The organism is Salinimicrobium oceani, assembly GCF_012037645.1.
Genome location: NZ_JAAVJR010000003.1, coordinates 309,599 through 322,922, shown reverse-complemented (window position 1 = coordinate 322,922; position 13,324 = coordinate 309,599). Strand labels below are relative to the sequence as shown.

General features: G+C 38.2%; 9 protein-coding genes. 4 read left to right on the top strand and 5 right to left on the bottom strand.

Annotated elements, in window-relative coordinates:
• Window positions 1–43: 43 nt before the first annotated feature.
• Complete coding sequence (locus HC175_RS24755; protein WP_369074329.1) at window positions 44–262, bottom strand: helix-turn-helix domain-containing protein; 219 nt, start codon at window positions 260–262, stop codon at window positions 44–46.
• A gap of 725 nt (window positions 263–987) precedes the next feature.
• On the opposite strand from HC175_RS24755, the gene HC175_RS07205 reads away from it, so the two are divergent.
• The 3 genes from HC175_RS07205 to HC175_RS07195 all read left to right on the top strand — a co-directional run bounded on the left by HC175_RS07205 (window position 988) and on the right by HC175_RS07195 (window position 8,229).
• Entirely contained in the window at window positions 988–3,972 is a 2,985-nt protein-coding gene (locus HC175_RS07205; RefSeq protein ID WP_168137814.1) for a SusC/RagA family TonB-linked outer membrane protein, read from the top strand.
• A gap of 85 nt (window positions 3,973–4,057) precedes the next feature.
• Window positions 4,058–5,386 (top strand): RagB/SusD family nutrient uptake outer membrane protein, encoded by a 1,329-nt coding sequence (locus tag HC175_RS07200; protein WP_317172099.1) that lies wholly within the window; start codon window positions 4,058–4,060, stop codon window positions 5,384–5,386.
• Between the two features lie 65 nt (window positions 5,387–5,451).
• The gene (locus HC175_RS07195) at window positions 5,452–8,229 is read left to right on the top strand and encodes a M16 family metallopeptidase (protein WP_168137812.1); all 2,778 of its coding nucleotides are present in this window, start codon (window positions 5,452–5,454) and stop codon (window positions 8,227–8,229) included.
• 76 nt (window positions 8,230–8,305) lie between these two features.
• Here HC175_RS07195 and HC175_RS07190 read toward each other — a convergent pair whose 3' ends face one another.
• The 4 genes from HC175_RS07190 to HC175_RS07175 all read right to left on the bottom strand — a co-directional run bounded on the left by HC175_RS07190 (window position 8,306) and on the right by HC175_RS07175 (window position 10,571).
• Window positions 8,306–8,581, bottom strand: coding sequence for a DUF6520 family protein (locus HC175_RS07190; protein ID WP_209309946.1), 276 nt, complete (start codon window positions 8,579–8,581; stop codon window positions 8,306–8,308).
• A gap of 78 nt (window positions 8,582–8,659) precedes the next feature.
• Window positions 8,660–9,142: a MauE/DoxX family redox-associated membrane protein gene (locus HC175_RS07185; protein WP_235942547.1), complete on the bottom strand. Its 483-nt coding sequence runs from the start codon at window positions 9,140–9,142 to the stop codon at window positions 8,660–8,662.
• A 75-nt stretch (window positions 9,143–9,217) separates the two neighbouring features.
• The gene (locus tag HC175_RS07180; RefSeq protein ID WP_168137811.1) at window positions 9,218–10,183 is read right to left on the bottom strand and encodes a helix-turn-helix domain-containing protein; all 966 of its coding nucleotides are present in this window, start codon (window positions 10,181–10,183) and stop codon (window positions 9,218–9,220) included.
• Between the two features lie 13 nt (window positions 10,184–10,196).
• On the bottom strand, window positions 10,197–10,571 hold the full coding sequence (locus HC175_RS07175; protein WP_168137810.1) for a DUF7793 family protein: 375 nt from the start codon (window positions 10,569–10,571) through the stop codon (window positions 10,197–10,199).
• A gap of 306 nt (window positions 10,572–10,877) precedes the next feature.
• On the opposite strand from HC175_RS07175, the gene HC175_RS07170 reads away from it, so the two are divergent.
• The gene (locus HC175_RS07170) at window positions 10,878–13,313 is read left to right on the top strand and encodes an aminotransferase class I/II-fold pyridoxal phosphate-dependent enzyme (RefSeq protein WP_168137809.1); all 2,436 of its coding nucleotides are present in this window, start codon (window positions 10,878–10,880) and stop codon (window positions 13,311–13,313) included.
• The last annotated feature ends 11 nt before the right edge of the window (window positions 13,314–13,324 follow it).

Genomic DNA, 13,324 nt, shown 5'->3' with positions numbered 1-13,324 from the left:
TACTCTAGAGGATTTTCTCCTGGGGAAACTGAATAACGGTTTATTAATCCTTTTCTATTCTTTTGAAGAATTCAGATAGGGGTAAATTACGCGCTTCGCAGATTTTTTCAAGTGTTCTAATTGAAATTTTGTATTCCCCTGTTAAAATCCGGCGGACAGTTTTTTCATCAATATTATGACTTAGGGCAAAGTCCCTATTTGAGCTGGCACAAGAGATCCATTGAGAAATTCGTCGATTTATTTTTGAATAGATATCCTGCATTTTAAACAAATCAAAAGATTTAACAGAAAAAAAATGCGGACATATGTCCGCAACAATAATTTTATTTTTATATTGGTCCCAGAATAATAACTTTGCGAATCTTCTTTAAATAATATAGAAGCATTTCGCTTTGAATCTCGAACAGAAAACTGGTAATTTTTAGCAACGAGATGATAAGCAAGATGCTCACGACCCGGGCGTGGGCTCTCTTATTCGTTGCACGGTATACCAGTACCTCTGTTCGTTAAGTTGAGTATCCACGCCTTTTTGTTTCCCCTCATTAAGACGTCCCCCGATACTCTTCTTTTCAAAGCCGTTTCTTCTTAAGAAGTTTCACAAAACAAAATGAACTTTTGGCTTTGCTCCTTCTACTATTAGCCTTATTTCATATTGAAGAGCAAAGCTTGCAGGGTGACTAGTTTAGCCGTTAGTACCCGTGGGTAACCATTACACAAATCCTACAACTTGTAATGGTGATGGGTGGGTGGGTGACATTTTGCCCTCTTATGAGGGATGAAACTTTTAAAAATAAAAAGCGCATGCCAATGAAACAGTAACAAAAATTAACCCTGCAAATTTGCTAGCCCCCCGGCAAATAAGCATCCTACCCTTGTTCCAGGAACAAGTGAACATCAAAAAAAAATGGCCTTCCAGTCACTTTTGGCGAAGGACGCTGGAAGGCCTGCATTAAATAAAACTACGTTTCATTTAACCATTACAAAATTATGAAAAATAATTACAGCCGGTTAGTAATAATCGCGCTTATCACCATAATCGTCTTCCTGTATGCTTTAACGATTAAAGGATATGCTGCAGGACTTCCTGCTACTTTGCAGGAAACAGTCACCGGAGTGGTGACAGACGAACAAGGAATGCCCCTGCCGGGAGTCACAGTGACCGTAAAAGGCAGCAACAAGGGTACAGCCACAAACATAGACGGGGAATATAAAATAGCAGTAGATCCACAGGGAGTACTGGAGTTTTCATATGTAGGTTTTAAAGCCATGGAAATATCTGTTGATGGTCGGCGGGAAATCAATGTGCGGTTGGTAGAAGATATCACTGCTCTTGATGAAGTGCAGATCAACGCCGGTTACTATAATACAACCAGGAGAGAAAGTACAGGAAATATTTCCCGTGTCACCGCAGAGGAGATAGAACTACAGCCGGTGGTGAATCCGCTGCTGGCCCTGCAGGGAAGAATGGCGGGGGTAGAGATCATTTCTGGAGGTGCCCAGGTAGGAGCAGCAAATACAATAAGAATACGTGGAATTAATAGTCTAAGAGAAGAAGGGAATTTCCCTCTTTATATCATAGACGGGGTACCCATAAGTTCTTTGCCTGTTGAAACCAACAGCATGTTTGGGAGCCTGGGAATGGATCCCTTGAACGGCTTAAACCTGTCAAATATTGAAAGCATCGAAGTATTAAAAGATGCCGATGCGACAGCGATTTACGGCTCAAGGGGTGCCAACGGGGTTATTCTTATTACCACAAAAACAGGAAAATCTGGTGCTACTGGTTTGGATGTGAGAATTTATTCTGGAACTTCCAGCTTTCCTGGCCGCCTTGACTTATTAGAAACGCCTGATTACCTCCAATTAAGGAGAGCTGCTTTTCAAAATGATCAAGTGGAACCCGATCAATACAATGCCTATGACTTAATCCTGTGGAATCAAACCAGAAATACTGATTGGCAGGATTTCTTTTTTGGAGGTACAGCTGAAACAACAGACGTGAACATTGCGGCAAATGGAGGTTCAGAAAGGACCTTTTTCAGAGTTGGAGGAGGCTTCTATGATCAGGGAACAATTTATCCCGGGGATTATAATTACAAAAAGATTACTGGATCTCTGGGCTTGAACCATACATCCAGGGATGATAAATTAAACTTAAATCTTTCTCTCTCATATGGAGTTGATAAGAACCAGCTGTTGGGTGAATCAGATGTTTCACAATACGCTTTTCTTTTACCCCCTAACGCACCAAGCGTATTAAATGAAAATGGAGACCTCAATTGGGAAGATTGGGAAGAGGCGGGGTTAAACAATCCTTTGGCCGGCTATTATAACAATAGTGAAATAAGAACAAGAAGTTTGATCTCTAATTTAAACTTTTCTTATTCCATTTTCAATAATCTAAACTTCAAGACCAGCCTGGGATATACAACCTATAATAGCGAAGAGCTAAAGAAGAGGCCATCAAGATCATATAATCCTGCAGAAGAGGCACCTCATTATTCTTTTCATCTAAATTCTTACAGGCGCTCATGGATAGTTGAACCACAGCTTATATTTGAAAAGGACTTTGAGAACGTAGGTCTTGAGGCTTTAGTAGGAACAACTTTTCAAGAAAACGTAGGTTCACTTTTAAGTCTTCAAGGCACGGGTTATGTAACAGAAACTCTCATAGGAAACCTCGACGCGGCCGAAGATATCGAACATGCATCCAGCCCGGAAAATAAATACAGGTATAGTGCTTTTTTTGCCCGTGTTGGAGGAAGCTGGAAGAAGAAACTTTTTTTAAACTTCACCGGTCGAAGGGACGGTTCGTCCCGATTTGGACCCAACAAACGTTTTTCTAACTTCGGAGCAGTTGGAGCGGCCTGGATCTTTACTGAAAATCCAATCTCAGATGAACATAGCTCATTTATATCCTTTGGAAAAATTAGAGGTAGTTATGGGGCTACGGGTAATGATCAGATTGGAGACTATGGATACTTAGATGCCTATGAAGCTACTGATGGCCCGCAAGGGCTTTACCCCGTCGGATTATCTAATCCTGATTTTTCCTGGGAAGTGAATCAAAAGCTGGAAAGTGCAATTAATGTAGGTTTCTTTAATGATAGAATAAATCTCGATGTTAGCTGGTACCGAAACCTTATCTCAAAACAATTAGTAGGTTACCCACTCCCGGCAATTACCGGTTTTACAAGCGTTCAGGCAAACTTACCGGCACTTATTGAAAATACCGGATGGGAAATAGTTATTTCTACGTCAAACATTAATACCCGAAATTTTCAATGGCGTACAAATTTAAATGTAACCTTCCCGAAAAACGAACTAGTCGAATATCCCGGCATAGAACAGTCACCTTATGCTAATACCTTTAAGATAGGCTATCCTCTGGACATAGGTTTAATGTATCAATATGACGGGCTGGATCCTGAAACCGGGTTATATCAATTCACGGATATTAATAACGATGGTAGATTGGATCACGAAGACAGGACACATATTCAGGACAGGGGAAGGCAGTATTTTGGGGGAATTAATAATCATCTAATCTATAAAGGTTTTACGCTGCAATTTTTACTTCAATTTGCTAAACAAGAAGGGGTTCTTAGCTTCTTTGACGCGGGAGCCTCAGGCGTACAACGAGAGATGGCTTTGGAGGCATTTGAGTCCGGAGGTGATTTTCAAGGAATTTCTCAATCCTTTGATGCCAGGACTGCTTATAGCAATGTCATCGAAAGTGATTTTGTCCTACAGGAAGCATCTTACCTTCGTCTGAAAACCCTCAGCCTTGGCTATCAAGTACCCGTTTTTTTGTTAGAAAAAATGGGCTTAAAAGGAGGTAAGGTCTTTTTGCACGGGCAAAACCTTTTGACCCTTACTAACTATGACGGTTTAGATCCTGAATTCCCTTATTCTCCAACCTCATTCGCAAATCTTCGAACACTTACGGGAGGCATAGAATTAAACTTTTAAAAAGACTATTATGAAAAACCTAACACTCAGGAAGGCCCTCCTGGTTTTCCTTTTTTCTATTCCATTGGTTTCCTGCGAGGAATTTGTGGATTTGGAAACCCCGAACTATAAAATTACAAGTCAGGAAGTCTTCAATAGCGACGAAACAGCTATTAGTGCTATGACGGGTATATATAACCAGCTGGCTTTGGCCTCCTTCAGTAATGGATCCACCTCTAGTGTAACTTTTTTGGCTGGATTATCTGCAGATAATGTGCAGAATATCAGAAGTACCAACTTAAGCCGGACAGAATTTGAACGACATCAAATTAATCCTGACAATACGCTTAACCTTAGCCTGTGGTCCAGCGCTTACAATATCATATACCTCACTAATGCTTTATTAGAAGGAATAGAAGGGTCAGATGCTATTTCAGCAGATGTTCGAAGCCGTTTAGAGGGAGAGGCGAAATTTGTTAGAGCCTTCACCTATTTTTATCTGGTGAATCTGTACGGAGATGTTCCTTTAATTCTCAGCACAGATTTTCGCGAGAATGAAGTGGCATCACGCACTTCAGAAGAGGTGATATATCAACAAATTATCAGTGACCTTCAAACCTCCCTGAATTCTTTAGGAGAGGAGTACTTAAATGGAGAACGTACTACAGTAACTCGACTTTCAGCTGTCGCCTTACTTGCAAGAGTTTATTTGTACCTGGAAGATTGGCAATTGGCTGAAGACTTTAGTAGTCAAATCATTGCCCAAGAAGGTAAGTACGAACTTCTGGAGAACGTTAATGATGTGTTCCTTGCTAATAGTAAAGAAGCTATATGGCAGATATCTCCCATTGGCCGAGGAAATATTTCAACCCACACTAACGAGGGTAATATATTTATAATTCATCCTGTATTCTCCTTTTTCGCAAGTGTAAAGCTGAATGAAAACTTGGTCCAAAATTTCGATCCGGATGACAAACGTCTATCCAATTGGATTGGAAACAATTCTTCCTTAAATGCTTTTTACTCTTATAAATACAAAATATGGAATAGTAGTGAACAACCAATAATTGAATACTCCATGGTGCTAAGATTAGCCGAGCAATACTTGATAAGGGCAGAAGCTTACGCAGCTCAAGGGAAAATCTTTGAAGCTATTGCAGATATTAATGCAATCCGAACTAGGGCTGGACTTGATCTAATACCTGAAACGGTCGAATTGGAAGGGGCAGAGTTGCTTAACCTGATTATGGAAGAAAGGAGAAGGGAACTATTTGCTGAATGGGGTCATAGATGGCTGGATTTAAGTAGAATAGGTAAGGCCGGAGAGATTTTCGAAAAAGATAATCCGTCATGGCAACCTACAGACATTCTTTACCCTATACCCGCTGAGGAGCGAATAAAAAATAATCAGCTTACCCAAAATCCTGGATATTAAAATTAATTATAATGATAAATAGAATCTTTTTTCTAGGGCTCCTAATTCTAGGGAGTTGCAATTACATGTTTGCACAGCAAGAACTATCGAAAGTAGATGTGGACAGTACAATCCGTTATGGAAAATTGGGAAACGGTGTATCGTATTACATTAAACCAATTGACGACTATAAGGGGCCAGTTAAAATGTACTTTTATGTAAAGGTTGGTCAGGCTTTTCAGGAGCCTGAGGAATTTGATTTTGCACATGCCTTGGAGCACCTGGCGTTTCGGGAGACAACAAATTTTCCCGACGGCTTGACTTCCAACCCAGAGATACTAGCCGAGGTGGGGTTGTATGATCGAAGTTTTTATGGAACCACTGCAGGGAATTTCACCCGGTATGATTTTTCAGTGCCAAATGCTAATAATGCAGCAAGAAATTTAGGACTAAATTGGTTTCGGGATATTGCGACAGAACTGATAATTTCCGCTGAAAGTGTAGATAGAGAAAGAGGGGTACTTCTTCAGGAAATGGCCCCAGATGAGATTAATAAAGGAAACCGTAGAGCAAAATTGTTATTGGAATCGCGCCTTTTTTCTTGTATGGGGTATGCTGAAAATTTTGTTCAACATAATAAAACTTTTTCTCATTTGGATTTACAAAATTTTTACAGGAAATGGTATCGTCCGGACCGGATGGTTCTTCTAATCTTGGGAAACATTAATGATATCCAGGAATTAGAGAAAGATATTATGGGGAAATTCAGTGATATACCCAGTGCAAAAGAGAATCTCGAGGTTTTACAGTGTAAAGAACTCCATTATAAAAAGGCGCCTCAATTTTCAGTTATTCAATACGACGTTGAAGAGAATCTTGAGGAGTCTGAGGAGGTCATTCAATTCAATCTATTCTACCGTAATCCTTTAATTTCAAAGGATTTAAGATCAGGAAATGGAATACGTAAAATTATTTTAGACGATCTAATTAGTACTGTTATAAGTAATCGCTTAGGTAGTTTGTCAGAAAGATACAACCCTTTTTTTGAGGCATCTTCTCTGAGTACCAACAGGAATGGATTTTTACCAAATGCAATAAGAGTTTTTATTGAGGCAGAAAAAACACGGGAAAGAGAGGCTATTAAAGAAGTAATCTATTTGGTGCACCAAACCGCCACTTTTGGAATCAACGATGCTGAATTCGTACAGGCAAAACAAAATTACCTTAACACCCGGCCCTTGTTCCTAGGGGAAGGTATTTCTTATTGGAAAGATGAAATAGAGCATCTTATAACCCGGGAGGAATCTTTGCCTGATGGGAAAGCAAAATCTCTTAGGACCTGGTTTGAGAACCTCACATTACAGGAGTTTAATAAGGAACTAGAAGGGGTTATTGCAGGTATTCCAGAGGATATAGGAGCTTTAATTCCGGAAACTTATAAGACTAAATTAGATTCTGAAGAAGAAATACGGATTTTAATAAGAGACATATTAGAAAATCCGGTTGAACCTTTTATTCTAGAAACTCTGCCTTCACAATTAATAAAGCCGAAAAAAATAAAATCTTTAGAACCTGAAGGGTACACAAAGGTCGAAACAGATTATCCATTCAGAGCCCAGAAATTTATCTTAAGAAATGGCGTAAGCGTAATTTTACAACCTGATAATTCAATGGGCCAGGAAATATATTTGCATGGATTTAGAAGATATGGAGCCTCTTGTTTACCTAAAGAAGATTTTTTCTCTGCTTTGTTTTCACCAAATATCATCAAATATAGTGGCGTGGGTGATTTCAACAGGTTTGAATTAGGCAAATTCTTAAATTCAACTTCTTCACTGAAAACGGGTGTTTTTCCTTACATTCAATATAACGAAACAGGAATCAAGGGGACTACCAATTCAGAAGAACTTGAAGACTTACTGCAATTAGTCTATTTATTCTTCACTGAGCCTCGAAAGGATTCAATAGCATTTGAAAGCTGGAGAAAAGAAACTTCACAATATGCCAATAATCAGGCTAATTTGAACCACTTTATAGATTTACAAAATTCTTTTACTAAGAATATTTCGGAGCCCCCCCGTGCCATTAAACTGGACGAAGCACTTAAAGATGTCGATTTTGATAAGGTATTTGAAATATATAAACGGGCATATGGTCGCGCCGAGGACTTTACGTTCATCCTTACGGGAAATTTTGAAGTTCAATCCATACTCCCCCAGATAGAAAAATATCTTGGAAATCTTCCCAGTTCAATAGAGAAAAAAGAATGTCGAACTAAGAATCAAGATGAGTTAAAACTGAAAAATGGACCTAAATTTAAAAAGTTGAAATCTCCAAAAGGTGATGTACATGGATATTATAGTCTTTCCTATATAAAACCGAAACAGATCAATGAAGATTGGAAATATGAATTAAAATTTGAGGTCCTGACTGCGGTGACACAGCAGCTGATTAAGAAATTACGAGCTGAAGGTTTTTCTCTATATTATTTCGGTGTTGGTGGTGATTTGGACCGTACAATGAAGAGATATGAGATACATTCTAATTTTGTTCTACTTCCTGACGAGTGGGCCCAAATCAGAAAAAGAAGCTTAGAAAAAATTGAAGATATCTTAGCAGGAAATATATCAGAAGGAGAGTTTGATAATGCAATTAAGACGGTGCTAGAAAGTTATAGTGAAAATCGTCTTAGCCATCCCATTAAAGTAAAAGATGCTATCTACCGTTATAAAAGGTATGACGAAACTTTTATTAATCCTTCAGAAGTTGAAGAATATATTAATACTTTGACAGTAGGTGAGATTGTGAAGATAGCTCAGGAAATTTTTCAGGATAAATTTCTTTATGAATTTGTACAAAAGTGAATTAAATATATTCTATACAGAAAAGCACATCAGGATTATTTTTTATCCTGATGTGCTTTAAAACAACCCGTTGACCCTAAGGGTTAATAACAAAAGGTCGTGGACTGGTGGTATTTCTCTTACTGTTTAGATTCATTTCATCATAAACGTCGTAAATAGGGCCACCTTCTCCAAATTGAACCTGACAAATCCTAGGCCCAGAATTACAAGGTTGCTCATCAATTTGTTGCCAGTTATTACCTCCAAGATGGATGTAATCTTTGGCTTGAATAAAATCATTCTTTTCAGTCGCAAAGGACATTCCAATGGCAAAAATCATTGCGATCATTGGTAATAAAAATTTAGTTTTCATGATTTCTAATATTTAAAGATTGCCTACTCTGTTTATCAGGTTTTCGGCTTTCCCTGCTTTTGTTGCAACAAAAAATCTTTATGAATTCAGTTCAACCGCACCGGTTGAAGATCTACTATTAGTTGTTTTCAGGTCGTATGAGAGGGCAATTCCCAAAAGGGCCAATAAGGAACAGCCAATGTTGAAAATTAAATGTTCATTCCAGGAGAACGTGTTTATCACACCGCCACAGGAACAGGGGATAGATTCTGCAAAAATCAAAACTCCTAATATATATATGTTGAAAATAATCAGTAACGCTAAAGAGAAGTAGAAGGCGATTAGTCTAAATTTGGTAATAAAGAAGAGAAAGGAAATTACCAATAGAACTCCCGGTAATATAATAGCCACTGGAAGGGAGATCATTCCTATGAATGGTGACTGCTCAAGTTGTAAGTGGAATGTTTCAAAAATTAAAAGCTTACTTGTAGCTGCATAAGTAAATAAAATAATGAAGAATAGAAAGCTAACATCTACTATCTTCTTTTTCCATTGTTCAATTCTCATCTCAAACTTTTTCATGACTCTTTTTCGTTACATGATAAAATTCGGAAGGAATAACTAACAAGCTGGTATAGAATCTTGTTGGTAAAGTATTTATTCTAAGTTTTTGTGGTTCAGATCGCTGGGGTTATAGCCATACTTCGATTTAAAGATCTTAGAAAAATGAGGAAAACTTTTAAATCCGCAAATTTCTGCAATTCGACTGAGGGGAATATCTGTGTTTGATATGAAGCTATGAGCTCTTTGAAGCCTTTGGTCTTTTTGAAAACGAAACACTGAAGTGTTATAGAGTTGCCTGAAACCTATCTTTAGTTTAAATTCATTGGTGCCGTGTTTAAGAGCAAGCTCTTTTAAAGAGGGCAGAGGCTTTTCGAGATTATTGAGGATGTAATCATATATTTTCTGGATCTTTTTCTTATCCGCTTCCCGGTAAAGTGAATACTGCTGCTTTTTTTTGCTCTTTAAACCCTTGGATTTAAGGTTTTGTAGTGCGAGTTGAATGTTTTCCTCCTTTTCTTTGGACTGGATAATTGTCTGGAGTGCCGTTACCAGAAATAACTTTCGATCATCTTTCTTTAACGCAAGAGACGAAATGGAGCAAAGGGCCGGAACTGTTAATGAATTACTGGAGGAGAAAAATAGCCGTAGTGTTTGATAATAGGGTGATTCATTGAACTTTTTAATTTCTTCTATTTCCTTTTTCCATAGGTCTGCAGAATCTATTGTCAAAAATTTTTCAAAGGGAGCTCCACTCAATTCTGAGAATGGTAGTCCCAGGAGCTGTTGGGCAGAGGAGTTAAAGTTACGAACACAGAACTGATCATCCAGAATGAATGTCATTTGAGCTATCTGCTTGTAAGTTTCGTGAGGATTGATAAGCGCAAAGTGATGAAAACTCTCTCGTATCTCTTCCGCCATCATATTTAGAAGCACTATTATTGTTTCCAGTTGGTCATTATGGCGGGAGCGTTCAATGCGGTAAGAAAAATTTCCACTGGCCACCTCAAGAATCATTTGACAGATCTTGGCAATCTTTTCTTTATCTGTTTTGGTGTACATCTATCAGATCAATTTAGCGAAAGGTTTTTAGGAACATGAGAGCATCATATTTTTCGGTAAATATTTTAGTGGGAGTTATAGGTTTACTGGTGCGAACGTAGAAATCAATTATGGCCTGAGAGATAGGGGGATTTACAAGGAAAGCAACAGCTGAAGTAAGAATTGAACCTTCCCTTGCTAAATAGTCCCTTGCTGATTTGTCTGTATCTTTGACTCCACGGGTATCACAAAAAACTGGATAATACTTGTCTTCCTGGCATTTTAATCGATCAGCCACCACCTTTTCTGCAGCGAAAAGATCTACAACAACTTCTGGATGATAGATAAAGTGGAGTATACCATCATCAATCCAAAAGGTCGCATATTCGTTGGAAAGCGATTTATTCATAATTAATCTAGTTTAGCCAACATTGAAGTTAAGGAAAAAATAATGTCATTTGCTTGACATTCAACATTTTTACCTAACCTGATGAATAAATTTAATAGAGTTAATTAGAAAGTAGTTGTAAATGAGGGAGTTTGATTTATTCTAAGAGTATTAAAATAATTCGGCACCGCAAGATTAAATTTATTTTGCCTGTAAAGTATAAGTACTTGCCTATAAAGGATTCTGTTAATAGCTAAAAACTGAATGAGGTATTTTGCTCAATTCAAATTACTTAGTTTCATCTAAATAATTTTAAACCGCTCCGAAATGGCAAAGATCAAACAGAATAATTTTCTAGACACGGTTGATGAAGTTTTTACCAGTGCAAAGAAAGCCGGCGTGCTACACCTTCATTCAGATGGTAATGTATTTTCCGGTAGGACCATCCAGATCAACGGCAAACAGCATTATCATTTTGGAACAACTGGATATCTGGGATTAGAACAGGACCCTCGGTTAAAAGAGGCAGCTATTGACGCTATCAGAAGGTATGGTACGCAGTTTCCTCTATCCAAAAGTTATATTTCTCATCCCCTTTACGCGACCCTTGAGGAAAAAATAGGGCAAATGTATGGACAACCAGTGATTATTACTAAAAATAGTACACTTGGACATTTAGCTGTAATACCAACTGCAGTCCGAGATGAAGATGGGGTGATCCTGGATCATCAGGTACATTGGAGTGTGCAGAATGCTACACAACTTCTAAAGACCAGGGGCGTACCTGTAGAAATGATCAGACATAACAATCTGGATATGCTTGAAGACAAGATAAAGTCACTAATTGGAAAATGCAGTAAGATTTGGTATATGGCTGATGGGGTTTATTCTATGTACGGAGATTTTGCACCGATTGAACAACTAATGCAATTGGCAAACAAATATCCTCAGTTACACTTTTATTTTGATGATGTGCATGGGATGAGCTGGAATGGAGAAAATGGTACAGGATATGTTTCAAGCATCTTAAATGAGCTGCCCAAAAATGTGTTACTGGTGGGGACGCTTAGTAAAACCTTTGGTGCCAGTGGGGCAGTTGCCGTTTGTTCAGACAAAAGATTACATAATAAGATAAAGACCTTTGGCGGTCCTCTTACATTTTCTGCGCAACTAGAACCTGCATCTGTGGGAGCTGCCATTGCTTCTGCTGATATCCATCTGTCTACTGAAATTTACTCTCTTCAGGCCGAGCTGCAGGCAAGAATTAATTATTTTAATCATCTTCTTGACCAAACGGAATTACCGCTTATAGACAGGAATAATTCTCCTGTTTTTTACATCGGGACAGGAATGCCCATCTCAGGATATAATTTTGTCCAACGCTTACTCAAGGAAGGTTTTTATGTAAACCTGGGAATTTATCCTGCTGTGCCCGTAAAAAATACCGGGGTAAGAATTACCATTTCTCGTCACAATAAGGCCAGTGATATAAAAGGCCTGGTTGAAGCGATGGAATATCATTATACTGCAGCATTGGAAGAGACGGGTGCTTCACTTCTTAAAGTAAGAAAGGCTTTTAAAATGCCTACAGAAAAAATAAAGGAAGAAGAAAAGCAGTTAATATCCCATGACTTCAAAATTCTTATTGAAGATTCAATAGAAAAAATTAAAAAGAAGGAGTGGAACAGGATGTTTAAAGGAAAAGGGATTCTCGACTGGGATGGACAACTCTTTTTAGAGAATGTTTTTAGGGGTAACAGTAAAAAAGAACACAACTGGGATTTTAAGTATTTAATAATCAAAGATGAGCATGATGAGCCAATTTTGGCCAGCAGTTTAAGTCATGCACTCTGGAAAGACGATTTGTTGGCACCTGCTTCTACTTCTCTCAAAGTTGAAGAACAGAGAAAAACTATGGGAACTTATTATCTGACATCTCAGATTTTAAGTACCGGTTCCATTTTTACTGAAGGCGATCATATTTATATTAACGAATCACATCCGAATCTTTTAAAAGTCTGGAAGGTTTTTATTGACATCCTGGAAAGCATAGATCACGAGCACTACAATAGTTCCATGATAGTACTTCGGGATTTTTCATCGGATACTCCCTACAATGGAATTTTTCATGATCATGGCTTTGTAAAGGTGAATATGCCCGAATCCAGTGTGTATAAAAATTTCAATTGGGAGACACCTGAAGAGTTCCAGGCCACACTTTCACGACGGTCCAGAAGACACTTTGGAAAAGACATAGCTGCTTTTGAGGATAAGTTTGAATTGACGGTTTGTCAGAATGTTCAGCAGGATATACTTCCAAAGTTGCAGGTGCTTTATGAAAACGTGAGGCAGAATAATCCGGGGCTAAACACTTTTTCTTTTCCCGAAAAGCTTTTCCGTAGCATGAATGAGGATCCAAATTGGGAGTTCCTCTTATTATATCTAAAGAAGGAGTGGACTGAAAGTAATTCTATGGAACTTGTAGGGGTGATGTTTTGCTATAAAAATTTGGAGAGGACTTATGTTCCGGAGTTCATTGGAATGGATTATCAATACGCCAGAGAATTTAATGTTTATAGGCAACTACTTTATCGCACAATAATAAGAGCGAAAAATTTAGGTTATAAAAAGATCGATTTTGGTTTAACCGCGGCCTTTGAGAAACGTAAATTGGGGGCAGAAATAACACCAAAGGTTTGTTATGTTCAGGCGAAGGATAACTTCTCATTAGAACTTCTAGAAACGATGCAGAATAGTAGATAACCAAATTGGCA